Source organism: Fictibacillus nanhaiensis, assembly GCF_019801215.1.
Classification (GTDB): domain Bacteria; phylum Bacillota; class Bacilli; order Bacillales; family Fictibacillaceae; genus Fictibacillus; species Fictibacillus nanhaiensis_C.
Genome location: NZ_JAHVJO010000001.1, coordinates 1,325,112 through 1,349,130, shown reverse-complemented (window position 1 = coordinate 1,349,130; position 24,019 = coordinate 1,325,112). Strand labels below are relative to the sequence as shown.

Genomic DNA, 24,019 nt, shown 5'->3' with positions numbered 1-24,019 from the left:
AAAGGGGGAGGCCGTATGACAGGAAGAGCGCATTTTATTCCTGCTTTAACTAAGCCTTATACATATTTTTCTATAATTAAAGAAGAGAGAGACCAAGAAGGGTTTTGGCTGCGATTTTTTCTAATCTTAGCGGTTAGTGGATTGCTCCATGCATTGTCCTTTTTCGCTGCTTTTCCCTCATTTAAGACGTTATTATTTGTTGAAGCAGCTAAGCTGTCTGCAGCAGAACTTGAACTGTTACGATATATCGTTACGGTAGTTGGGGGCGTATGGGGTATTATCGTTCCACTATTGGTCATTGGAACTGGGACATTGTTTTTTTATGTTTTCTTTCGAGATGTTGGATATAAACAGCTATTTTATCTCATGAGCGTCGTTTATGTGCTGTTTTTAGCCGGTTTGGCGTTCGAATTGCCTTTTCAGTTTACAACAGGAGCAGAAGAGGTCGTGCAGCCGTTAGGATTTGGATTAGTAGGTGTTCTATTTTTTAAACACGGTTTTTGGCAGGAACTTTTGAACTTTATCAATGTGTTTACGATCTGGGGAACGATCGTAACGTATTTGGCTTTGAGGCAATTATCCTTTAAAGAAAAGAAATATTGCCTTGTCGTTACCGTTGGAAGTTCCCTTTTCTGGATGGTTCTCTATTCTCTATACGCTGCACTTGTGAGCGGACAACTTGTGTAAGGGGAGGCAAACAAAGTAATGAATAAATGGAAATGGACAGCTGCAGCTTTGATGATGATTCTCCTTTTAGTAATGAACCTTTTGATTTTTGATAAAAAAGAATCTAGCGCGATCGAAGCTCCACGACTCAAAACGGTGATTTCAAAAGAACACGATTTTATTAAAAAATGGGATGTAACAGGAACTGCACAGTCTAAGAACACGTTTCACATCTATTACGATCCATCTAGAGGGACGATTCGTGAAATTGCGGTTTCTAAAGGAGAAACGGTGACATCTGGTCAAACGTTGCTCACTTATGAGAATGCAGAAATTGAAAAAGAACTGCGTGAGCTTAATAGAGAAAAAGAAGCGGCCGATGTTCGTGCTGATCATTATTCTTCTCAGATTAGTGAGTGGGAAAGGGAGATTTCCAGTTTCGATGAAAAGAAAGACAATGCTGATGCTAAAGTGATGCTGCAGCAGCAGCTTGCGGAAGCTGAACTGCAAAAAAGTTTGGCTGAGAATGAAAGCTCTGTATTGACAGATGGAATAACAGAATTAACAAAACAAGTTGAAGATCTTTCAGTTAAAAGTCCTGCAGATGGTGTAGTCTCAGAAGTGAATGAAACACATGGAGACGAACCTATTCTTACGATTGTTGGACAAGGAAATTTCGAACTGAAAGCGATTATTGACCAAAACGTTGCACGTGTTGTGAAGACAGGGAAATCGGTTCAAATACAATCACCGAACAATAAGAAGAAGCTTAAGGGAACCGTTCAAACTGTCCTGCCAACAGACAAAGATCAAACCTTTTCGATGACCGTCCTTGTTGAAGAAGAGGCGGATTGGGTGGAAGGCCAGCCCGCTACGATTATTATTTCTGAAACATTGGCAGAAAATGCAGTAAGTATTCCCGAAAAATCGGTTTTCACTGATAACGGAAGTCAATATGTTTGGATACTCGTAAAAGAGAAAGTGTATAAAATCAAAGTAAAAACAGGGTTAAGGCAAGGGGGAGTCGTTGAAATAAATAAAGGGCTCAAAAAAGGACAAGTGGTTGTATTAAATCCTTCACCTGTCTTTGTTTCCGGACAACCTGCTTTAACGAAATAAAGAAAAAAAGGCTGTTTTAAGTGGGAACTGAATTGTTGAGGTGATTTACCCTCTGAATACATGCTTTCCAAGGGGAGTGGAGTGAGCCCATTCCTCAATTTCTGAGTACACAAAATGTATACGAATCTAAAAGAACAAGGACCTCGCACGTACATCACATGCGAAGCCCTTGTTTTTTTATTGAATCAGAAGAAAACCGTTGTTTCAGAAACGCATTGTTTTAAGCATCCCTTTTAATAAGAAGTTTGGATTTTGGGAGTGTGTAGATAGAAGTGTTTTGCTGCTTTGGGTCAAACAATGCTATTAATAAATAATCATTTTCAACATCCCGTTCCCGTTTAGCAGATAAAGGGTCAATCGCTGTTTCCGTTACGAACGCATGCTTATGAAGGTCTTTTTCCGTTAAGTGAGGGAAACCTTCGATCATTCCAGGGTCTTTTGATAACAGCGATAAAACGTTAGACGTTTCTTCCTTGTTCTGTGAATTTTCCCACCAAGGCTTACGTGGCTTAAACTGCTGACGCTCCAAGTAATCTAGCTTCATTAAACTTTCTGCTGCTAAAAGTGCATGTGGTGCAGCTTCCGTCAAAAACGCAATCAAGCGGGTATACAAATCTTCGAGCTGATGGCCAATTCGTGACCACCCTCTTGTTTCCCAATACGTGCCAAACGCTTGGAAGAAATCAAAAGGTGACTCAAAGACATTGTTAATTAAATAGGTTACCGTATGATCCATACGATGGTCGTTCCAATACTTTTCTAGTACATCTTCTACTTGCTTAATTCGAATGATCTCATCGAACGACAATACACGATTTCCTAAGATCTCATATGGAGAATGATCCATATACACGTAATCATGCTGTTCTGCTGTTAGACGAAGGCCAGTTCCGCGCAGCATTTTTAAAAAGCCGAGCTGAACTTCCTCAACACCGAATGCGAAGACGTCGTTAAATGTTTTTCGGAAAGACGTGTAATCTTCTTCAGGTAATCCTGCAATTAAATCAAGATGCTGTACGATTTTTCCTCCATCACGGACGGTCGTTACGGTTCTGGTGAGCTTTTCAAAGTTTTGTTTACGCTGAACGAGCAAGTTCACTGCATCATTCGTTGATTGCACACCGATCTCAAATCGGAACAATCCTTTTGGCGCATGTTCATTCAAATATTCTATAACTTCAGGTCTCATAATATCTGCTGTAATCTCAAACTGGAACACAACCCCAGGCCGGCGGTTTTCTATTAAGAAAGAAAACATATCAAGCGCGTAATCTCGGCGAATATTGAATGTACGGTCAACGAATTTTATTATTTTTGCGCCGTTATCCATTAAAAAGATCAAATCTTCTTTGACAGAATCAGGGTTAAAATACCGCACACCCACCTCGATTGAAGATAAGCAGAACGCACAAGAATAAGGACATCCGCGGCTTGTTTCAAAATACGTAATCCGTTTTGATAAATCTTGAACGTCTTCTTCAAAGCGAAATGGAGAGGGAACATTTTTCAGCTCCAGTTTCTCGCGGGGACCGTTAATCTTTGGTTTTCCCTCTTTTCGATAAGCAAGTCCAGCCACCTTTTCAACTGAACCATTATCTTGTATTTCCTGCAAAAGATGTTTGAACGTTTCTTCACCTTCATTTACGACAATAAAATCCACTTCTGGTATGCGATCCAGCCAATAAGCAACATCATAGGAAACTTCAGGTCCTCCGAGTACGATCTTCGTTTCAGGTTTAATTTTCTTAAACATTTGAATGACCTTTATTGTTTCTTCGATGTTCCAAATGTAACAGCTGAATCCAAGGACATCAGGTGCTTGGCTGTATAGATCTGTTACGATGTTTATGGACGGATCTTTTATCGTAAACTCCCGAATTGCAACAGGAAATTCAGGCTCGCTGTAGGCTTTTAAATAGCGAAGTGCGAGGCAGGTGTGTATATATTTAGCATTTAACGTACTTAGTACAGTTTTCATAGTTTATAACCTCATTACGATTACCCAAAAATAAGGGAGATTTAGATGACACATTATTTTAACATATTTTAAAACGAAGAAAAAACTAGTTATTGTTCATTAATTTAACAGCACATTTCTTTACGGTTGAAAGAAGGAGGTTATATAGTAGAACTAATTGGGTTGAAAGCGTTTTTAAAAGGAGGAAACCCCACAGATGAAATTAGCTACAGCTGTTAAACAGGGAGCTTCATTTATTGGATGTGTTTTTAATGAAAAGATCGTTAACGTATCTGCCCTAGCGAATCTAAATGGAAGAAACTTTCCACCTACTATGTTGGAAGGCATAGGGCAAGGAGAAGCATTTATTGCTTTGATTGAGGAACTTCTCTCTCATCAACAAAAAGAAGAACATACATATCGGTTAGATGAAGTGATATTCCTTGCTCCTATTCCGCGGCCATCAAAAAATATTTTCTGTATTGGAAAAAATTACAGAGATCATGCGATTGAAATGGGAAGTGAAAGTGATATACCAGAAGATATTATGGTGTTTTCGAAAGCTCCAACCGCTGTGATTGGGCATCAAGCAGGTATCCCGAGTCACTCAAACCTTACGAAGCAGATGGATTATGAAGGTGAACTGGCTATTATCATCGGAAAAACGGGTACATGTATAAATAAGGACGAAGCGATGGATCATGTTTTTGGTTACACCATCATCAATGACATCACTGCAAGAGACCTTCAGCAAAGACATAAGCAATTTTTACTCGGAAAAAGCTTAGATGGGTCGTGTCCGATGGGGCCATGGATCGTCCATCATTCGGAAATGGATAATCCACTGAATCTTTCTATTCAGACGAAGGTCAATGGGGAACTGCGACAGAACGGCAACACGTCTAATTTAATCTTTGATATTAAGGTGATGATTGCTGAGCTATCAAAGGGAATGACTCTAGAAGCGGGTGACATTATTGCAACTGGTACTCCTGCTGGTGTTGGTAAGGGAATGAAACCCCCAGTCTTTTTAAAAACAGGGGATACGATCGAAATTACTGTAGAAGGAATCGGAACACTCTGTAATGAAATAGTAGAATGAAAACGAATTTTACAAGTTACATAGAGGAGGAAATCACATGGAAAAGCTTCTTTATATTAACGGTTCTTGGACAGGGAACTCTCTTGAAAAAATAGAAGTATTCAACCCTGCGAATGGTGAAGTGGTTGGGACAGTTCCATCTTGTGGAAAAGAAGAGACGGATGCGGCAATTGATGCGGCACATTCAGCCTTTCCGGCATGGTCGAAACTGACTGCTTATGAGCGAGCTGATTATCTGATGAAACTTCATGACCATATGGTGGATGAAAAAGAAGAGATTGCTGAACTGATGACGCTTGAAATGGGTAAGCCGTTAAAAGAATCTGTCGGAGAAGTGATGTACGCCGCATCATTTATTAAATGGTACGCCGAAGAGGGAAAGCGTGTTTATGGAAGAACCATTCCTTCGAGTGCTGAAAATAAGAGAATGTCTGTGCTGAAACAGCCCATTGGGGTCGTTGCTGCTATAACGCCATGGAATTTCCCAGCTGCTATGATTACAAGAAAGATGGGACCCGCACTTGCTGCAGGCTGCACTTTTATCGTAAAGCCCCCAAAGGAAACACCTCTTACAGCTATAAAACTAGTAGAGCTGGCACATAAAGCAGGATTTCCAAAGGGCGTAATCAATCTTGTAACAGGCTCATCCTCTATTATTGGTAAAGCCATTATGGATAGTGAAAAAGTTAGAAAAGTAACCTTTACGGGTTCAACGGAAATTGGAAAAAAACTGATCGAACAAAGTGCGTCTACAGTAAAAAACATCTCCATGGAACTTGGGGGTCATGCCCCTGCTGTAGTTTTAGACGATGCCGATTTAAAAAAAGCGGTAGCAGGAATCGTAGCATCCAAGTTTCGTAACGCAGGCCAAACATGTATTTGTATCAACCGTGTGTATGTGCAGGAAAACGTATACGACGAATTCGTAACCCTCGTTGCTGCTGAAGCGAAGAAACTAAAAGTCGGAAACGGATTAGATGAAGGAACAGATATCGGGCCGATCATCAATAAAGACGGTTATGAGAAAATTTCGGAACATGTCGAGAATGCCCTTTCTAACGGAGCAGAATGTGTAACTGGTGGAAAAGGAAAGGCAGAGAACGGGGCTTATTACTACGAACCAACCGTACTGAAAGATGTGTCACAAGATATGCTCATTATGAATGAAGAAACGTTTGGCCCAGTCATTCCCATCCATAAAATCACAACAATTGAAGAGGGGATTCAGCTTGCAAACACAAGTCCGTTTGGTTTAGCGGCATATGTTTATACCGAGAGCATGTCAAAAGGAACAAAAGTAGTAGAAGGCCTTGATTATGGTATCATCGGCTGGAATGACGGTGTGCCATCGGCTGCACAGGCGCCTTTTGGCGGGATGAAAGAGAGCGGTCTTGGCCGCGAAGGCGGAAGTGAAGGTATGGAAGCTTACTTAGAAACGAAATACGTAAGTTTCGTCCTATAAAATTTTAGAAAACCGGGTGATTTCAAATGGACTTAGGTTTAAGAGGAAAAAATGTATTGGTTCTTGCTTCAAGTAAAGGACTTGGAAAAGCATGTGCGCTGCAGTTTGCTAGAGAAGGCGCGAATGTTATGCTTACGAGCCGCGATGAAGATCAGCTTTCAAGAACAGTTGAAGAAATCATAAAGGAAACAGGTGCGAGTGTTCATTTTAAAAGATGTGACATTACACAGCGGAATGAGATCGATGAACTTATTGCAGAAACGGTAGAAACGTTAGGCAGCATCGATGTACTCGTGAACAACGCAGGAGGTCCGCCTGCTGGCGGATTCTTTGATTTCGAGGATGACCATTGGCAAGGAGCATTTGAATTAACATTGTTAAGCTTAGTGAGAACTGTTCGGGCTGTTACACCAAACATGCGAAAAAATGGTGGCGGACGCATCGTAAATATCGCGTCTTCTTCATTTAAACAGCCGATCGACGGATTAATCTTATCCAACACGTTCCGTACAGCGATCAACGGATTATCGAAAAGTCTTTCACAAGAGCTTGGAAAAGACGGAATCTTAATCAACACGATCGGACCAGGACGCATAGGTACAGATCGTGTAGGCGAGCTCGATCAGATGATGGCTGAGAAAAAAGGAATATCAGCCCAAGAAGTTAAAGTTAGCATGGAGAGTGGAATTCCACTTGGACGATATGGAACTCCTGAGGAATTCGCAAACATGGTCATCTTCCTCTGCTCTGGGGCAAACACTTACATAACAGGGCAATCGCTCTTGATTGATGGCGGTATGGTAAAAGCGTTATAAAATAGAAACAAGAAAGTCCTTTTGCTTTTTTTAAAGAGCTGGAGGGCTTTTTTTGATGGACGTGGGGTATAAGGGAGGCGAAAGTTGTCGAAGTTTGTAGACTCGTGGATATATGGCCAAAATTTTAGGATTCATGGTAAAAATTCGTGGATAAAGAGGCAAAACTTTTGGATTGGGCACTGCTTTTTATGGATTCAACTTCAATAAAATGGTTTTATACCCCTATTGGTATAACCGAAAATTAGTTTCGGCTTCTGAAACTGACATCTTTTAAAGGGTTTCGTCTTTTATAAAAGGAAAGAGCTGACTCGGTGAGTCAGCTCTTCATATTTATTAAACCGAAAGTACGTTTTCGATACGCTCAATTGCCCAATCAAGATCTTCTTCAGAAATGATAAGCGGCGGCGCGAAACGAATGACATTTTCATGCGTTTCCTTACATAACAGACCTTGCTCTTTTAGTTTCTCGCAATAAGAACGTGCTGGTTCATTCAGTTCAACACCAATGAATAGTCCTTTACCACGAACTTCTTTAATCGCAGGGTTATTGATCTTTTTTAGTTTTCCTAAGAAATATTCACCAAGCTTCAACGAACGCTCTACTAAATTCTCTTCTACTAACACTTCAAGAGAAGCTACAGAGACTGCACAAGAAAGCGGGTTTCCTCCAAAGGTTGAACCATGTGATCCAGGATTGAAAACGCCAAGAACTTCACGGTTTGCAGCAACACAAGAGATTGGCATTACGCCTCCGCCAAGCGCTTTTCCTAAGATATACATATCCGGCTCAACTTGCTCCCAGTCACATGCAAACATTTTTCCTGAACGCCCTAGGCCTGACTGAATTTCGTCGGCTACAAAGAGAACGTTCTCTTCTTTACAAACTTCAAGCGCTTCTTTTAAGAAACCTTCTCGTGGCATAACAATTCCTGCTTCACCTTGGATTGGCTCTAGAATAAACGCTGCGGTGTTAGGAGTTATGGCTGCCTTTAAAGCATCTAAGTCGCCATAAGGAATTACTTTAATACCAGGAAGCATTGGACCGAATCCGCGTTGATAATCAGGATCAGAAGACATGGACACAGCTGTCATCGTACGGCCGTGAAAGTTTCCTTCACATACAATGATCTCAGCTTGGTTGTCGGCAACACCTTTTACATCATAAGCCCAGCGACGAACCGTTTTGATTGCTGTTTCAACAGCTTCGGCACCAGTGTTCATAGGAAGTACCATCTCTTTTTTCGTTAAAGCCGATACTTTTTCGTAAAAATCACCTAGTTGATCGTTATGAAAGGCACGAGAAGTCAAAGTTACTTTGTCTGCTTGATCTTTTAACGCTTGAATGATTTTTGGATGACGGTGTCCTTGGTTTACCGCTGAGTATGCACTAAGCATATCCATATAACGGTTGCCTTCAGGATCTGTTACCCATACACCTTCAGCTTTTGAAATAACGATTGGAAGCGGATGATAATTTTGTGCACCATACTGTTCCGTTTTCGTAATGACCGTTTCCGTATTTTTTGTTTTTGTCTGTTTCATGGAAACACCTCTATTCTGCAAGATTTCTCACAATGCTATTATAACAATGAAAGTGCTTTCTTTACAGAGGGAACTCTTTTCATTGCCTAGATGAACAGACTTCGTGGTATAGTAATATGGAGAATTATACATAGGAGGATATATTTATGATTCATGCTCATGTTACATCTTGGTTTCTGGCGCTTGTTTTATTTTTTGTTGCGTATATGTTATACAAAAAAAATGCCGGAAAAAAATCGAAAATACTTCATATGATTTTACGCGTTTTATATGTAGCCATCCTTGCAACAGGTGGCCATATGCTAGCTAATTACTTAACAGATCCTGGCATCGTCAATCAAGGCCCAATCATTATTAAAGGCATTTTAGGTCTTGTTGTCATAGGATTGATGGAGATCATCCTTGTTCAACGAAAGCGAGGAGAAGGAAGACTTCTTAACTGGGTATTCTTCTGGTTATCTCTTTTGCTCGTTTTATTTTATGGATATGCCGTACTAGGATAATAGCTTGAAAGAAAATCGTCTGAAAGAAATCAGGCGATTTTTTATATGGTAAAAATACCCACATATTCTGCTGTTAAAAATGTGTGCACTTCACCGATATTAAGAGAGGTAGAAATCAGATTTAGACATGATTTTTCTTCAGCAGGTGAGGTGTAAGGCATGAAAACCTTCAATTATTTATATAAAAATAAGAGAAATGTAAAAAGATGGGTCGATGAACATAATCTGAGACAGGAAGAAAATGTTCTTCTTCAAATTTTTACAGGCAATCTTGATAAAGACTGGATAAACAGGCTGAGAGATACCCTTTTAACTGAATTGCCACAAGCAAAACTAATTGGCGTTACAACGGATGGAGAAATATTCAAAAGCCGAGTCACTACAGGTGAAACGGTTATTTCTGTTTCTGTTTTTGAAAAATCTGTCCCACGAACGTTCTACATACCGAGAGAAGCGAATGGGACGAGTTCAGAATTGGGAAAAAGATTGGCAAATACCGTAATCAATGAACGTACCAAGTTGGTCATCATCTTTGGGGACGGGATGAATATGGAGGGTTCATCCTTTCTTCGCGCGATTCACAAATCAGCACCAGGTGTTGTTATAGCAGGTGGTAACGCGGGGGATAATGGATTCTTTAAGAATATTCATCTTTTTACAGAAGAAGGTGTGTATAACAACGGAGTAGTTGCTGCAGCCGTTGATAGTGATGAACTGTATATTCACACCTTATCTTACACAGAGTGGAAACCGGCAGGTAAGGTTTTTACGGTTAGCGACGTTTTGCCATCCGGAGAAATACTTGTTGATGGTATGACGATAAATGAGCTTTATTCACAGTATTTAGGAAAAGATATTGCTGCAAATCTTCCTTCTTCTGCTGTAGAATATCCTTTGATGATTAAGCAAGGCAAAGTCTATCATCCATTATCTATTATCTCGTCAAAACCAGAAGAGCCAACTCTGTTTCACCAAAGCGCAAAAAAGGGAACTAAACTCCAAATTGGATACAGAGATGCAAGTCTGTTATTAAAGTCGATTGATATCGTAACGAGAGATCTGCAAGATAAGCCTGCCGAGGCTATCTTTATCTACTCCTGTATGGCACGGAGAAGATTTTTAAAAAGTACATTAGAAGAAGAGTTTGTAAGGATTGATCAATTCGTTCCTACAGCTGGATTTTTTTCGTATGGTGAATATTTTCATGACGGATCAAGACTGAATTTTCTCTCACATGCCTTAACATTATTAGTAATAAGTGAATCCGTTGATGCAACACTTCAAAAGAAGTTCAATCTTAAAAGACCTGAAAAATCTAAAGAGATTGATGATCTTTTAGCTTTGTCACACTTAATCCAAACAAGCACACAAGAGATGGAGCAGTTAAATGATAATCTGTTAGAATCTGAGCAAAGGTACAAGTCTTTGTTCGATCATAATCCTGACATGATCTATTCAATGGACCTGAAGGGATTTATTACGAGTGTGAATCATGCACTCATTCAAACACTCGGATTCTCGCAAGATGATATGTTAAAAACACATGCATTGGACTTTATATGTCCAAATGATCATCAGCGCGTTGTCGATCATTTCAAGCGGGCTATTCATGACAAACCCCAAACATATGTTACAACGATTCGAAAGAAAGACGGACAAGATATTGTATGCAGCATTACAAACATTCCGATTGTTGTGAATCAAGAAGTTGTAGGGGTTTACGGTATCGGTAAAAATATTACATGGCAGAAAAAAGCCGAAGAAAAGATAGAAAGATTAGCATTTCATGACTCTTTGACAGGACTTCCTAACAGAAGTTTATTTGAAAAAAGACTTCGCGAGTTGCTGAGTGAAAAGACAACTGAAAAACTCGCAGTCCTGTTTATTGACATCGACCATTTTAAAATCATTAACGAAAGTCTAGGCCATCATATCGGTGATGTGGTTTTAAAACATGTGGGTAAACAATTGAGACAGACGATAAAAAGTCATGACTTGCTTTGCCGATTTGCAGGAGATGTATTCACGCTTATCTTACCTTCTATTCATAAGCATGAAGAAGTGCTTGATACAGCAGACAGAATTGCAGAAGCTTTAAAAATGCCAATTTACTTAGATGGTCAAGAGCATACCGTAAGTGCATCGATTGGAATCAGTATATATCCCGATGATACGCACAGCCCAGATATTTTAATTAAAAATGCCGATATCGCCCTTCATAAAGCAAAAGAAAAAGGGCGAGACAAACGTGAATTTTTCACAGGAGAAATGAACGCATATACATTAGAACGCCTAAAACTGGAAAGCTATTTGCGGAAAGCGATACAAAAAGGAGAGCTCGTCCCTTATTATCAGCCGCAATTATGCATGAGGTCGGAGAAAGTAATAGGGTTTGAAGCATTGATTCGTTGGAATCATCCCGATCTCGGGCTTGTTTCACCCATGCAATTTATTCCATTGGCAGAAGAGATAGGTCTCATTGATGATATTGGCAGTTTTGTTTTAGTTGAAGCGTGTAAACAGTTAAAAGTATGGCATGATGAGGGAGCAGGTCATCTCTCCATCTCAGTAAATGTGTCAGGAAAACAGTTTCAAAGGCTATCTTTTGTGTATGAAGTAAAAGACGCACTTAAAACCTCTGGTATACCTGCAGACTGTCTGAACCTTGAACTTACAGAAAGCACAATGATTCAAAATGTCCAATATAGCATCAGCATCATGAAAGAGTTACGAGAGTTAGGAGTGAAACTGTCGATCGATGATTTTGGGACAGGCTATAGCTCTTTAAGTTATTTAAAAGATTTTCCGGTGGATTCATTAAAAATTGATCAAAGCTTTATTCGTCATCTAAGCGATGATTATTTTAACACGAGTGATGCGGCAATCATCAAAGCCATTATCATGATGTGTGAGGGGCTGGCCGTTTCAACAGTCGCTGAAGGTGTAGAAACGTTTGAGCAGATGAAGCTTTTAAGAGAATATGGCTGTCATACCGCTCAAGGATACTTTATTAGTAAACCGATGCCCGCTCATAGTGCCGATCGGTTTTTAAAAGAAACATTTATGATAGAAAACAGCACATCCTAAAAGGTTAGGAGTGCTGTTTTTTGCTTATGCATCTTTAATTTTATTAACAAGTTCTGTAATGGACGTGAATGTTTTTCTGTACTTAATGAGGCAGCTTCCGAGCTCAAGCGCTTTTTTCTTATAGAACACCTCGATGTCTTTTTGTTCAATTGAATCAAGGTCGGCAACATGAGCGAGTCCGATGGTTCTTCTAATGATCTCACATCCTGCAAAACCGACAGCATCTTGAAAGGTTTTGTGCAGGAATCTTTCTAAAACTCCATCTGTTTTAGCAAAAGGATCAAGTGCATGTTCATGCCACAAATTAGTAAAAACTGTTTCATATGTCATCCATGTTTTATTAATGGTTTCCAGCAAATAGCCTTGAACAGACTCACGATGAAAAGGTTCTTTGGCGTGGACGTTTTGTGCAAGATGATTGAGTGCGAGATTTGCAAAAAAGTGAGCGATGTCAAATCCTGCAGGGCCGTAAAAAGCGAATTCTGGATCGATGACTTTCGTTGAATTTTCTTTCACAAAAATGCTGCCTGTATGCAGGTCACCATGAAGTAAGATCTCAGCTCTTGTGAGGAAGGAATACCGTAAATCTGCAACTTCTCTTAAAAGTTCTTTATCGTTCCAGATCTTCTCCACTTGACTCTGCAGTTCTTTTGGAAAATCGTTTGTGTCATGGTTAAAAAATGGGTCTGTAAACACGAGGTCTTCAGTAATTTTACAAAGCTCAGGATTTGAAAAACGTTGCACTTGGTCTTTTTTCTCAAAAGGATGCAGATAAAAATCACTCGTATAAAAGGCCATTTTAGCGGTAAACGTTCCGATGTCTTCTGCTAGTTTTCGATAGGTCTTGCCTTCGACCAGTGCTTTGCGCAGAATAACATGATCAGACAGGTCCTCCATTATAGTTATTGCCAACGTTTGATCGGAGTAATAGATCTTTGGAACAAGTGTAGAAACAAATTCGGATTGCTTTAACAAAGCGTCACTTTCAATTCTTGCTCGGTCTAATGTAAGAGGCCAGCTTTCACCAACTACCTTTGCATAGGGAAGAGCCTGTTTGACGATTAAGGATGTTTGGGATGATGGATGTTCAACATGAAAGACGAGATTTAAATTGCCGTCTCCGATCTCTTTTACCTTTAATTCGTTCTCTGCAGCCGCTTCAAAATAATGGATGTCTTTGACTATCTCAAGCACTGTTAACTCATTCAATGGTTCATATGCTGATTTTACTTTTACACTCATCAATCGTTCCCCCCAGAAAGTTAATGGCATTAAAAAAGCCTCTTTTCGTATGAATAAGAGGCTCGGATTGACAGCAATTCCGTGCCTCTTATCTTAGCAAAACAAAGTGTTTTGCTGGAATTAGCACCGTGCCATACGCTTATTGATACTATCAATTAAGCGGCTCCCAAAATCTGGCGGGCGCCCCATCTCACAATGGTATTACAGTCGGTTGCTGGGTTTCATCGGGCCAAATCCCTCCACCTGCTCTTGATAAGAGACCAAGTTATTTTGTTTGTTTAAAGTGTAATACTATTCACGCAATTCATAATCGTTATACTACAACGAATGGAAATCTTTTGTCAAACTTTTTTTGAAAATGATAAAATTTAATAAAGATCTTCGCGGCGGTCATTGAGGACAGGGACTTTTAATCGCACGTCATCTACCAAGTCAGGTGAAATATTAGCGACTAGTATTTCTTCAGAAGCAGGAGAGGCTTCTGCTACAATGTCTCCCCAAGGGTCGATGATCATGGACTGACCGGCAAACGTATTGTTCGGATCACTTCCTATTCGGTTACAGGCAACCACGTAGCATTGATTTTCAATAGCCCTTGCAATGAGAAGAGCTCGCCAGTGAGTCTGTCTTTGAATCGGCCATTGAGCGGGCACGAAAAGAATCTTTGCGCCTTTTAGAAACGGCTTGCGAACCCATTCTGGGAAACGGATATCATAACAGATCACAGCTGAAGATAATATCCCGTCAACCGAAAACATGCCGTTCTTTTTTCCCGGAGAGATGTACTTTTCTTCTTCCATGAGTGTTATGAGGTGCGTTTTTTTATATGTGCCGATATGCTGTCCTTTTCGATTAAAACTGAGCATCGTATTATAAACGACATCTTCCTCACGAAAGGCGATAGAGCCACCGATTATATTTATGGCATGCTCCTTAGCAAGTGAACGTAACCATTTTTTTGCATGATCACCATTTTGATCACTAATTTCATCTAATCGGGTCAGGTCATATCCTGTATCCCAGAGCTCTGGCAGCACCAATGTATCCGGTTGATGAAGACGAACAGCTTCACGAATGGTTTTCTCCAGATGCACATAGTTTTTTTCAGGTTTGCCAAATTGGACATCAATTTGTAAACAAGCAATCTTCAAAGAAATACCCCCTAGACTAAAAAAGTCTTTACAGAATTTCCTTAAGCGTATAACATAACTCATTAGAATTTCAAGAACATTCAAATTAGACTGGAAGTGATGGAAAGTGAAACGGTTTGAACAGGCAGAGGTTATGGGAAAACTGCCCGAACAATTTTTTGCGAAGCTTGTAAAAAAAGTAAGTTACTATATGGAACAAGGCTATGATGTTATTAATCTAGGTCAGGGAAATCCTGATCAGCCGACGCCATTACATATTGTTGATGCTTTGAAAGAAGGAGCAGATGACCCGAATTTTCACAAGTATTCACCATTTCGTGGGCACTCCTTCTTAAAACAGGCAGCATCCGATTTTTATGAAAGAGAATATGGAGTTACGTTGAACCCAGAAAAAGAAATAGCTATTTTGTTTGGAGGTAAAGTTGGTCTAGTAGAATTATCGCAATGCTATTTAAACGCTGGAGATATAGCCCTCGTTCCAGATCCAGGGTATCCGGACTATTGGTCTGGCATTGCAATGGCCGGAGCAAAAATGGAGACGATGCCCCTAAAAGAAGAAAATCAGTTCTTGCCACGATATGCCGATTTAGAAGAAAGTATACTAAATGAGGCAAAGCTCATGTTTTTAAACTATCCGAACAATCCAACGGCGGGCGTGGCAACAAGAGAATTTTTTATTGAAACCGTGGAACTTGCAAGAAAACATGATATTTTAGTTTGTCATGATTTTGCTTATGGTGCGATTGGTTTTGATGGACAAAAACCTGTAAGTTTCCTGGAGGTGGATGGTGCTAAAGACGTTGGTATTGAAATCTATACCCTTTCTAAAACATACAACATGGCAGGATGGCGTGTAGGTTTTGCGGTCGGGAACGAACATGTTATTGAGGCGATCAATCTCTTGCAGGATCATTTTTATGTCAGTTTGTTTGGGGCGGTTCAACATGCAGCGGCTGCTGCACTAAACGGACCTCAAGTATGTGTAGAAAATCTTGTTTATACCTATGAAAAGCGTCGCAATGCCTTTATTGGCCGACTAAAGCAGCACGGCTGGGATGTAGAGGCACCAAAAGGATCGTTCTTTTGCTGGCTGCCAGTACCAGAAGGCTATACATCAGAATCCTTTGCTGACTATGTGTTAGATAAGGCACATGTGGTTGTTGCACCTGGAATCGGATTTGGTAAAGCAGGTGACAAATATGTGCGTGTCGGATTGCTGACGTCAGAAGAGAGATTGATCGAAGCCGCTGACCGGATTGCAAAACTGATGTAAATTTGTAGTTGACAGATACTTATTGCCCTGTCATAATCACATTTAACAATATATTCAAACAATTTGCACTCTTATTAAGAGCAGGTGGAGGGACTAGCCCGATGATACCCGGCAACCATTCAGTTAACAAGTGTTTAGCTGAAAACGGTGCTAATTCTTGCAGTCTATGATTCGGGCTGAGAGATGAGAGGAAGCGGAACTGCTGATTTTAGTGCCCCTTCCTTGTGAAGGGGCTTTTTATTGTGTTTGAAAGGAGATTAAACAACATGGGGAAAGTAACAGCGACTTATTTGGTGCATGACAACAAAGGAGATCTTGAGAAAAAAGCGGAGGGAATTGCACTCGGTCTGACGGTAGGATCATGGACGAATCTTCCTCAATTAGAGCAAGAGCAGCTAAAAAAACATAAAGCTGTGGTAGAAAGTGTGACCGTCTTGAATAATGACGAATCAGCTAATCAATTCCTAGGCAGCAGAAGAACGAAGGGATTGCTAAAAATCTCCTATCCAAGCGCTAACTTTTCAAATGATCTGCCAGCTATCTTAACGACGGTGTTTGGAAAACTGTCATTAGATGGGGAGATTAAACTTGTAGATTTAGAGTTTGATAAACAGCTTGAGCAACAGTTTCCAGGTCCAAAATACGGAATCTCTGGAATACGCGATATCCTGGGAGTATACGATCGTCCTCTTGTAATGAGCATTTTTAAAGGGGTGCTTGGAAAAGATCTCTCTTTTTTCAAAAAACAGTTATTTGAACAAGCAATTGGCGGTGTGGATCTAGTAAAAGATGATGAGATCCTCTTTGATAATCCGCTAACTCCATTTGAAGAACGAATTAAAACAGCAAAAGACGTTCTGAGACAAGCGGAAAGCGAAACGGGAGAAAAAACACTTTACGCCGTTAACTTAACGGGGAGAACAAGCGAGTTAAGAGATAAAGCAAAAAGAGCTGCTGATTTAGGTGCAAACGCCTTATTGTTTAATGTTTTGGCATACGGTCCAGACGTTCTTCAGGAGCTGGCAGAAGACAAAAACATTCCGCTGCCAATCATGGCCCATCCAGCACTGTCTGGAGCAATAGGTTCATCTTCTCTTTATGGAATCAGCTATTCAGTCTTACTAGGAAAACTGTTGCGCTATGCTGGTGCAGATCTCGTCTTGTTTCCGTCTCCGTATGGAAGTGTCGCCTTGGAAAAGAATGAAGCAATGAGCATTGCTGAATCCTTAACTACAGCCGATATATGTCTAAAAAAAGCTTTTCCAGTACCATCAGCTGGAATTCATCCAGGATTAACCCCTGTCTTATATCATGATTTTGGTCTAGATAGTGTCATAAATGCGGGTGGAGGAATTCATGGCCATCCAGAAGGTGCCTCGGGCGGGGCTCGTGCTTTTCGCCAAGCCATCAATGCTTCTGTAAAAGGCGAGAATTTGGAAGAGTACGCAAAACAACATCCGGAGCTTCAAAAAGCGTTACATCTATGGGGAGGGGTGCCTGTTACATGACTCATCGTCCTGTAATTTTCTGTGACTTTGATGGGACTGTAACAGAGAAAGATAACATCGTAGCCATTATGGAAGAATTTGCACCTGACGGGTGGCAGGCTATCGTAACCGAAATATTAAACGAGACCATCTCGATTCGAGAAGGAGTAGGAAATTTGTTTTCAAAAATTTCTTCTAGCCAAAAAGAGGAAATCATTCAGTTTGTCTTAACCCGTTCTAAAATACGAGAAGGTTTTCAGGAGTTTATTCATTATACAAAAACAGAAAATATACCGCTTTATGTCGTGAGTGGCGGAATCGATTTCTTTGTTTATCCTGTACTTGAGAAGAAATTACGTACAGATCAAATCATCTGTAATTCAAGTGATTTTAGCGGAACTCATATTCGTATCACATGGCCTCATCTATGTGATAAAAAATGTCATAAGGATTGCGGATGCTGTAAACCTTCTGTTATTCGCAGACTAGAATCTCAATTTCCAGAACACAAAAAAATTGTAATCGGTGATTCAATCACAGACCTTCAAGCGTCAAAACTAGCTGATATGGTGTTTGCAAGAGATTACTTGATTGAAAAATGCGAGGAAAACCGAATTCCATATACACCTTTTGAAACATTTTTTGATGTCATTCAAGCTCTCAAAAAAGAGGAGGTAAAAAGTTGACGGCAAAAGAACAACGCTGGAATGAACTGGCCGATGTGAAAGACGAACTCGCTAGAAGGGACTGGTTTCCGGGAACGAGTGGAAATGTGTCTATTAAAGTTACAGATGATCCACTTACCTTTTTTATATCTGCAAGCGGGAAAGATAAAACGAAGCGTACGTCAGAAGATTTTTTGCTTGTTGATGGGATAGGGAATCCGATTGAACAAACGGGGCTTAAAGCATCAGCTGAAACAAGCATTCATTGTGAAGTGTATCGGTTAACAGATGCTGGCTGCTGTCTTCACGTACATACAGTCGACAACAACCTCATATCAGAACTGTATGCAAATGAAGGAGAGATCACGTTTAAACAACAAGAGCTGATCAAAGCGTTTGGAATCTGGGAAGAAGATGGCAGCATCACGGTGCCCATTGTAGAAAACTATGCAGATCTGACTAAGCTATCAAAGGCGGTAGCAAATGGTATAAAAGCTGATACGAAAGCGGTTCTTATCCGTAACCACGGAATAACCGTGTGGGGAAGAAACGCTTTTGAAGCAAAAAAGCATCTTGAAGCCTTTGAGTTTCTTTTCTCTTATCATTTAAAGCTGCAAACCCTTCTCTTTTTAAACAGAAACCAAAAAACAATCTCATTTGGAGGCGTTAAAAATGGCACAATTAAGATTTCATGACAATAACGAAAGAATTGAAAATCAACATGAAGTAGAACTCTATTTAAACAGTCAGGAAGTCATCTATGAAAAATGGGACATCAAAAAGCTTCCGAAACATCTTCGAGAAAATTTTGCGCTGACTGATGAAAATAAAGAAGAAATCATTCAAACCTTCCGAAGTGAAATCGATGATATCTCACTTAGAAGAGGCTACGTAACAGAAGACGTGATCTCGTTATCTGAAGACACACCGAACTTGGATGAACTGTTAAAAAACTTTTTAGCCGAGCATCACCATACTGACGATGAAGTGCGGTTCATCGTTTCAGGTCATGGCATCTTTGCGATAGAAGGACCGAACGGAAGGTTTTTCGATGTAGAACTTGAGCCTGGTGATCTTATATCGGTCCCGGAAAATTATCGTCATTATTTCACCCTTCAAGAAGATAGAAAAGTAGTAGCCGTTCGAATCTTTAAATCAAAAGAAGGCTGGGTACCAATTTACGAAAATCAGCCGCAAGAAGCGAAATAACTCTATTAAAACAAACCATTTTTAGCGAAAATGGTTTGTTTTTTTGATATAGATAGGAAGCGTGGACGTGGAGTAATACTGAAGCTCGTTCAGCGGGATTTATCCTCGCTGAACGAGCGGTCCGAGAGATTTACGAGCGGTCCGAATACAAACATCCTTCCAACAAAAAAGAGCACCGATCCTTATCGGTGCTCTTCTTATTCTCTAATGTTTTCGATCTTTTCGTAAGTTAATCAGTCTGTACGTGTGGAGTACGATTACTTTTAACACGGCATATACCGGTACAGCTAAGATCAAGCCAAGCAATCCTCCTAGACTGCCTGCAACAAGTAAGAGCGAAATGATGGTAAGCGGATGGATGTCCAGCTTTTTACCCATAACTTGCGGGGAGATAACATTCCCTTCAATCTGTTGGGCAATTACCATGACAATCAGCACTTTTATAACCATAGCAGGTGAGTCAACGACTGCAACGATAAGTGCTGGCACAACCCCAATAATCGGACCAAGAAACGGAATCACATTCGTAAACATCGCGATAATGGCTAAGATCAGTGAATATTCGATTCCAATGATTAAATACCCGATGTACAGCATTGTACCTACACATACACTGACTAGAATTTGACCTTGAATATAAGAGCTTAGCGCGATATCCATATCTTTTAAAATCTTTGTTCCATTATTACGCTGTTTTTCAGGCAGTGTTTGCAACACCATCTGAGGAGCTTTTTCGCCTTCTTTTAGCATGTAATACAAAATGAACGGAACCGTAACAAAAATCATAATAATGTTTGTAATGATTCCAATAAAGTTAGCGATGTTCGTTCCAATCGTCTCTACACTATTAGAGAGATAAGCCGTAACTTTTTCCGAAATCTCCTTAACATCAAACTGTTCACTTTCCTGGAAGCGATTCACCCACTCATTCTGTTGAAGATCATTCAATTTCGAGCGAATGGCATCAATCAAGGCTGGCGTGTTTTCGATAAGATTGCTGACCTGTCTTTGTAAAACGGGTCCGATGGAATAAAACAAGAGAACGAACAATCCGATTGCCAGTAAATATATGAGCAAGATGGATAACATCTTTGGAACCTTCCGCTTATGTAGAAACTGGACTACGGGTCTGAATAAATAGTACAAAACACCGCCTAATAAGAATGGGAAAAACAAGGTCTGAACGAGAACAACAAGCGGTCTAAAAATAAAGTCAATCTTTGTTCCAACCCAAATAATAAGAAAAATGAGGAGCAATCCGTAACCAATACGGAAAAACTTCGACTGTGGCATTCGTTTATCACCTTTATCCTCTGAAATATACATTCATTATATACAAAATGGAAGAACTTGCACAATAAATCGTTAACACCCGTACAAGGACGAAAGCATATGCTTAAGTATTGGGCATACGTAAAATACTTGCAGTTTGAAGAGAAAGGATGAAACCAATGTGCGGAATAACCGGTTGGGCAGATTGGAATCGTAACCTCATCAACGAAAAAAATGTTTTATTGAAAATGGCAACTTCTTTATCCAAAAGAGGACCTGACGCTCTAAATGTCTGGAGTACCGCTCATGCTGGTTTTGGTCATGCACGATTAGCGGTAGTGGATATCGCAGGCGGGGCTCAGCCGATGAGCAGAAGAAAAAACGACTTCACTTACACGCTCTGTTATAACGGTGAGTTATATAACACAGAAGAAATTAGAAAAGAGCTGTTTCAAAAAGGATATATGTTTGAAGGGCATTCTGATACAGAGGTTTTGCTGCTTGCTTATATGGAGTGGGGAGAAGCATGCATCGAAAAGTTTAACGGAATCTTTGCATTCGGAATATGGGATGAAGAAAAAGAAAGCTTGTTTGTGGCCAGAGATCGATTAGGAGTGAAACCCTTCTTTTATTCTGAAAGAGGAGGAATGTTTCTCTTTGGATCAGAAATAAAGTCAATTTTGGCTCATCCGGATATAAAAGCTGAGATTGATCGGGAAGGGCTTCAAGAAGTGTTTGGACTTGGTCCTTCAAGGACGCCTGGCAACGGGGTATATAAGGGAATAAATGAACTTCGTCCTGCACATGCAGCAACCTACACGAAAAACGGGCTTAAAATTTGGCGGTATTGGAATGTCGAGAGCAGACCACATCAAGATTCATTGGAAGAAACGATTGAAAATGTCGGCAATCTAGTAAAAGACGCCGTAACACGCCAGTTAGTGGCAGATGTACCCGTTTGTACGTTTCTATCAGGTGGACTTGATTCAAGCGCGATAACGGCAATTGCGGCGAACTATTTCCAAGAAGAAAATAAGGGTGAACTGCATACGTTCAGTGTTGATTATATCGACAATGAAAAGTACTTTAAGGCGAGCGTTTATCAGCCTAATTCTGATGAGCATTGGATTGAAAAGATGGTTGAGGCAACAGGTTCAGTTCATCATCGTTGTGTGATTGATAACGAGCTATTAATCAATCATTTACGTGAAGCAGTTACAGTTCGTGATTTACCGGGTATGGCTGATGTGGATTCATCGCTACTCTGGTTCTGTCGTCAGATCAAACCGCAATCTACTGTAGCTTTGTCAGGGGAATGTGCGGATGAGATCTTCGGAGGATACCCATGGTTTCATAAAGAAGAGCTTATGAACCGAGACATGTTTCCGTGGATGCGCTCAACAGAAGCTAGACAAAACCTTTTACAAGATTCGTGGGCCAATAAGCTGAATCTTGCATCCTATGTTCAGCAAAGATACGAAGAAACGGTAAGTGAAACACCTGTTTTGTTTGGAGAAACACGAATAGAAGCAAGACGCAGGGAAATCTTCTACTTAAATATGCTATGGTTTATGACAACACTTCTTGATCGGAAAGACCGTATGAGTATGGGGGCGAGTCTAGAAGTAAGGGTGCCGTTCGCTGATCATAGAATCGTAGAATATGCTTGGAATATCCCTTGGGAAATGAAGATGTATGACGGCAGAGAGAAGGGAATACTCAGAAAGGCATTAAAAGGGGTTCTGCCTGACGATGTGCTGTATCGCAAAAAAAGTCCCTATCCGAAAACATTCCATCCTGAATACACAAATGGTGTAAAAGACTGGCTGCAAGCTATTGTGAAAAAGAAAAACTCACCACTTTTTGAAATATTGAACCGTAAAAAGGTGCAAAGCATCATTGATACGAATGGAGAAACCTTTAAGGAACCATGGTTTGGTCAACTCATGACAGGTCCTCAGCTTATGGCGCATCTAGCCCAAATCGATAGCTGGCTTACAGACTATAACGTAAATATTTTGGATTAGAAAATATAATAAAAACCGGAGTACGATTCGTTCTCCGGTTTTTGTCTGTTATGCGGTTGCTTCGTTTTGAATGATATATTTATTTTGCCATTTTCGCTTGCGCCATCTCCATAGCATAAAAAGGCCGCGCAGCCATTCATCTGCTGTAAAAGCAAGCCATATTCCCGCTAAGCCTAGGTCGAATGTGATGCCAAGCAAATACGCAAGAGGCACACTAACACCCCACATTGATAGAACACCCATCACGACAGGAAACTTCACATCACCAGCTGCCCGCAGACTTGAGATGATAACCAGGTTGAATGAACGCCCAGGTTCAAGCAGCAGTGTGAGGTATAAAAGAAGCGTTCCTTCTTTAATAATCTCAGGATTATCTGTAAAAATGGATAGAAGCGGTTTTGCGAAAAGTGACGCAACTCCGGCCATCAAGAAACTGATAATCATGGCGTACGTTTGGCTTTTAAGACAAGTCTTATAAGCTCGATCGTATGACTTCGCACCGATTAAATGTCCGATTAAGATCTGGGTACCTTGACCGATTGCGACAGCGAAAAGAAAGATAAACATCATGATGTTAAAGGTATAAACTTTTGTAGTTAGCGCTGTTGTGCCCAATAAAGTAATAAAGAACGTAATTACCATCTGTGAACCGCTATAAGACAGATGTTCTCCTGCAGACGGAAGTCCGATCTTTAACACGCTCTTAATATGAAGAGGAAACAATTTTAACGAGTCACGAAATGGAAGCGGGATAGATGAGCGTTTAAGCAACAAATAAAGAATAACGAACAACCCTAGAAACCGGCTGACAGTTGTAGAGATTGCAACGCCTTCTACTCCTAGGACAGGAAAGCCGAATGCTCCAAAGATGAATAAATAATTTCCAATAACATTTAAGATGTTCATGCCAATCGTGACGTACATCGCATCCTTCGTAAATCCATAACTTCTGATCGCGGCACCGATCGTCATGATCACAGACTGAATGAAAGAAAAACCGCCTACTATGAGTAAATAACTTGAAGCTTCTTTCATTAGTTCAGGAGGGGTGTTCATCCAAGTTAAGAAAACATCTCCCCACACAAATAACGTACCACTTAAAAGCAATCCAAATAACAAGTTAGCGACAATGGCTACCACAGCAACTTGGGCTGCCGTATGATCTAGCTTGGCACCAATCGCCTGAGCGATGACTACTGAGGCGCCGGTAGCAACAAAACCGAACATTACGATGACGATGGAAAGGAGCTGGTTGGTGAGACCAACTGCTGCTACAGAGTGATCTGAATACTGACTAAGCATAAGTGTATCTGCGTTTCCCATCAGCATATGAAGCATAATTTCTATAAAAATGGGCCACGTAATGGCAAAAAGGGAAAGCTTGGCGACGTTTTTTCCTTTCATGTATATCCCTCTCCATCTATACTTTTTGAATATTTT

Annotated in this window: 19 protein-coding genes and 2 riboswitches; of the genes, 13 read left to right on the top strand and 6 right to left on the bottom strand. The window is 40.4% G+C overall.

The window, feature by feature from the left end; genetic code table 11:
• The first annotated feature begins 15 nt into the window (after positions 1 to 15).
• On the top strand, positions 16 to 687 hold the full coding sequence (locus tag KUV80_RS07000) for a hypothetical protein (RefSeq protein ID WP_222461933.1): 672 nt from the start codon (positions 16 to 18) through the stop codon (positions 685 to 687).
• Between the two features lie 18 nt (positions 688 to 705).
• On the top strand, positions 706 to 1,785 hold the full coding sequence (locus KUV80_RS06995; RefSeq protein ID WP_222461932.1) for an efflux RND transporter periplasmic adaptor subunit: 1,080 nt from the start codon (positions 706 to 708) through the stop codon (positions 1,783 to 1,785).
• Positions 1,786 to 2,005: 220 nt separating this feature from the next.
• On the opposite strand, the gene KUV80_RS06990 is transcribed toward KUV80_RS06995, so the two are convergent.
• A complete protein-coding gene (locus KUV80_RS06990; protein WP_222461931.1) occupies positions 2,006 to 3,763 on the bottom strand; it encodes a B12-binding domain-containing radical SAM protein in 1,758 nt (585 codons plus the stop codon).
• A 196-nt stretch (positions 3,764 to 3,959) separates the two neighbouring features.
• Between KUV80_RS06990 and KUV80_RS06985 the strand changes: the two genes are divergently transcribed.
• Genes KUV80_RS06985 through KUV80_RS06975 form a run of 3 tightly spaced genes read left to right on the top strand, consistent with a single transcriptional unit; the run spans position 3,960 to position 7,121 of the window.
• On the top strand, positions 3,960 to 4,844 hold the full coding sequence (locus KUV80_RS06985; protein WP_222461930.1) for a fumarylacetoacetate hydrolase family protein: 885 nt from the start codon (positions 3,960 to 3,962) through the stop codon (positions 4,842 to 4,844).
• 37 nt (positions 4,845 to 4,881) lie between these two features.
• The gene (locus tag KUV80_RS06980; RefSeq protein WP_222461929.1) at positions 4,882 to 6,306 is read left to right on the top strand and encodes an NAD-dependent succinate-semialdehyde dehydrogenase; all 1,425 of its coding nucleotides are present in this window, start codon (positions 4,882 to 4,884) and stop codon (positions 6,304 to 6,306) included.
• Between the two features lie 26 nt (positions 6,307 to 6,332).
• A complete protein-coding gene (locus tag KUV80_RS06975) occupies positions 6,333 to 7,121 on the top strand; it encodes an SDR family oxidoreductase (RefSeq protein WP_222461928.1) in 789 nt (262 codons plus the stop codon).
• A 333-nt stretch (positions 7,122 to 7,454) separates the two neighbouring features.
• Here KUV80_RS06975 and KUV80_RS06970 read toward each other — a convergent pair whose 3' ends face one another.
• Entirely contained in the window at positions 7,455 to 8,663 is a 1,209-nt protein-coding gene (locus tag KUV80_RS06970) for an ornithine--oxo-acid transaminase (protein WP_222461927.1), read from the bottom strand.
• A gap of 146 nt (positions 8,664 to 8,809) precedes the next feature.
• Between KUV80_RS06970 and KUV80_RS06965 the strand changes: the two genes are divergently transcribed.
• Positions 8,810 to 9,166 carry a YisL family protein gene (locus tag KUV80_RS06965; protein WP_222461926.1) on the top strand — a complete coding sequence of 119 codons (357 nt, stop codon included), beginning with the start codon at positions 8,810 to 8,812 and terminating at the stop codon, positions 9,164 to 9,166.
• Between the two features lie 159 nt (positions 9,167 to 9,325).
• A complete protein-coding gene (locus KUV80_RS06960) occupies positions 9,326 to 12,253 on the top strand; it encodes a bifunctional diguanylate cyclase/phosphodiesterase (protein WP_222461925.1) in 2,928 nt (975 codons plus the stop codon).
• A 24-nt stretch (positions 12,254 to 12,277) separates the two neighbouring features.
• Here the strand turns inward: KUV80_RS06960 and mtnK are convergent, their stop codons facing one another.
• Both mtnK and KUV80_RS06950 read right to left on the bottom strand, forming a co-directional pair.
• Positions 12,278 to 13,495: an S-methyl-5-thioribose kinase gene (mtnK, locus tag KUV80_RS06955; protein ID WP_222461924.1), complete on the bottom strand. Its 1,218-nt coding sequence runs from the start codon at positions 13,493 to 13,495 to the stop codon at positions 12,278 to 12,280.
• 85 nt (positions 13,496 to 13,580) lie between these two features.
• Positions 13,581 to 13,754, bottom strand: a riboswitch (SAM riboswitch).
• Between the two features lie 109 nt (positions 13,755 to 13,863).
• Positions 13,864 to 14,652 carry a carbon-nitrogen family hydrolase gene (locus KUV80_RS06950; protein WP_222462278.1) on the bottom strand — a complete coding sequence of 263 codons (789 nt, stop codon included), beginning with the start codon at positions 14,650 to 14,652 and terminating at the stop codon, positions 13,864 to 13,866.
• A gap of 100 nt (positions 14,653 to 14,752) precedes the next feature.
• Between KUV80_RS06950 and KUV80_RS06945 the strand changes: the two genes are divergently transcribed.
• The 5 genes from KUV80_RS06945 (at position 14,753) to KUV80_RS06925 (ending at position 19,280) form a co-directional block, all read left to right on the top strand.
• Positions 14,753 to 15,919, top strand: coding sequence for a pyridoxal phosphate-dependent aminotransferase (locus tag KUV80_RS06945; protein WP_222461923.1), 1,167 nt, complete (start codon positions 14,753 to 14,755; stop codon positions 15,917 to 15,919).
• A gap of 68 nt (positions 15,920 to 15,987) precedes the next feature.
• Positions 15,988 to 16,109, top strand: a riboswitch (SAM riboswitch).
• 76 nt (positions 16,110 to 16,185) lie between these two features.
• A complete protein-coding gene (locus KUV80_RS06940) occupies positions 16,186 to 17,427 on the top strand; it encodes a 2,3-diketo-5-methylthiopentyl-1-phosphate enolase (protein WP_222461922.1) in 1,242 nt (413 codons plus the stop codon).
• Positions 17,424 to 18,092 carry a 2-hydroxy-3-keto-5-methylthiopentenyl-1-phosphate phosphatase gene (locus tag KUV80_RS06935; protein ID WP_222461921.1) on the top strand — a complete coding sequence of 223 codons (669 nt, stop codon included), beginning with the start codon at positions 17,424 to 17,426 and terminating at the stop codon, positions 18,090 to 18,092. The genes KUV80_RS06940 and KUV80_RS06935 overlap by 4 nt, the downstream gene beginning before the upstream one ends.
• Positions 18,089 to 18,766: a methylthioribulose 1-phosphate dehydratase gene (locus tag KUV80_RS06930; protein WP_222461920.1), complete on the top strand. Its 678-nt coding sequence runs from the start codon at positions 18,089 to 18,091 to the stop codon at positions 18,764 to 18,766. The genes KUV80_RS06935 and KUV80_RS06930 overlap by 4 nt, the downstream gene beginning before the upstream one ends.
• Positions 18,744 to 19,280, top strand: coding sequence for a 1,2-dihydroxy-3-keto-5-methylthiopentene dioxygenase (locus tag KUV80_RS06925; RefSeq protein ID WP_222461919.1), 537 nt, complete (start codon positions 18,744 to 18,746; stop codon positions 19,278 to 19,280). The genes KUV80_RS06930 and KUV80_RS06925 overlap by 23 nt, the downstream gene beginning before the upstream one ends.
• A 204-nt stretch (positions 19,281 to 19,484) precedes the next feature.
• On the opposite strand, the gene KUV80_RS06920 is transcribed toward KUV80_RS06925, so the two are convergent.
• Positions 19,485 to 20,573 carry an AI-2E family transporter gene (locus KUV80_RS06920; RefSeq protein ID WP_222461918.1) on the bottom strand — a complete coding sequence of 363 codons (1,089 nt, stop codon included), beginning with the start codon at positions 20,571 to 20,573 and terminating at the stop codon, positions 19,485 to 19,487.
• Between the two features lie 158 nt (positions 20,574 to 20,731).
• Between KUV80_RS06920 and asnB the strand changes: the two genes are divergently transcribed.
• Positions 20,732 to 22,579, top strand: a complete 1,848-nt coding sequence (gene asnB / locus KUV80_RS06915) for an asparagine synthase (glutamine-hydrolyzing) (RefSeq protein WP_222461917.1) — start codon at positions 20,732 to 20,734, stop codon at positions 22,577 to 22,579.
• Between the two features lie 48 nt (positions 22,580 to 22,627).
• Here asnB and KUV80_RS06910 read toward each other — a convergent pair whose 3' ends face one another.
• Positions 22,628 to 23,983 (bottom strand): MATE family efflux transporter, encoded by a 1,356-nt coding sequence (locus KUV80_RS06910; protein WP_222461916.1) that lies wholly within the window; start codon positions 23,981 to 23,983, stop codon positions 22,628 to 22,630.
• Positions 23,984 to 24,019 lie beyond the last annotated feature (36 nt).

Excerpts from the sequence above, each read along its gene's own strand:
- KUV80_RS06910 (WP_222461916.1), bottom strand. The coding sequence starts at position 23,983 with ATGAAAGGAAAAAACGTCGCCAAGCTTTCCCTTTTTGCCATTACGTGG.
- KUV80_RS06925 (WP_222461919.1), top strand. The coding sequence starts at position 18,744 with ATGGCACAATTAAGATTTCATGACAATAACGAAAGAATTGAAAATCAA.
- KUV80_RS06920 (WP_222461918.1), bottom strand. The coding sequence starts at position 20,573 with ATGCCACAGTCGAAGTTTTTCCGTATTGGTTACGGATTGCTCCTCATT.
- KUV80_RS06975 (WP_222461928.1), top strand. The coding sequence starts at position 6,333 with ATGGACTTAGGTTTAAGAGGAAAAAATGTATTGGTTCTTGCTTCAAGT.
- KUV80_RS06990 (WP_222461931.1), bottom strand. The coding sequence starts at position 3,763 with ATGAAAACTGTACTAAGTACGTTAAATGCTAAATATATACACACCTGC.
- KUV80_RS06960 (WP_222461925.1), top strand. The coding sequence starts at position 9,326 with ATGAAAACCTTCAATTATTTATATAAAAATAAGAGAAATGTAAAAAGA.
- KUV80_RS06995 (WP_222461932.1), top strand. The coding sequence starts at position 706 with ATGAATAAATGGAAATGGACAGCTGCAGCTTTGATGATGATTCTCCTT.
- KUV80_RS06985 (WP_222461930.1), top strand. The coding sequence starts at position 3,960 with ATGAAATTAGCTACAGCTGTTAAACAGGGAGCTTCATTTATTGGATGT.
- asnB (WP_222461917.1), top strand. The coding sequence starts at position 20,732 with ATGTGCGGAATAACCGGTTGGGCAGATTGGAATCGTAACCTCATCAAC.
- KUV80_RS06970 (WP_222461927.1), bottom strand. The coding sequence starts at position 8,663 with ATGAAACAGACAAAAACAAAAAATACGGAAACGGTCATTACGAAAACG.
- KUV80_RS06965 (WP_222461926.1), top strand. The coding sequence starts at position 8,810 with ATGATTCATGCTCATGTTACATCTTGGTTTCTGGCGCTTGTTTTATTT.
- mtnK (WP_222461924.1), bottom strand. The coding sequence starts at position 13,495 with ATGAGTGTAAAAGTAAAATCAGCATATGAACCATTGAATGAGTTAACA.
- KUV80_RS07000 (WP_222461933.1), top strand. The coding sequence starts at position 16 with ATGACAGGAAGAGCGCATTTTATTCCTGCTTTAACTAAGCCTTATACA.
- KUV80_RS06940 (WP_222461922.1), top strand. The coding sequence starts at position 16,186 with ATGGGGAAAGTAACAGCGACTTATTTGGTGCATGACAACAAAGGAGAT.
- KUV80_RS06980 (WP_222461929.1), top strand. The coding sequence starts at position 4,882 with ATGGAAAAGCTTCTTTATATTAACGGTTCTTGGACAGGGAACTCTCTT.
- KUV80_RS06935 (WP_222461921.1), top strand. The coding sequence starts at position 17,424 with ATGACTCATCGTCCTGTAATTTTCTGTGACTTTGATGGGACTGTAACA.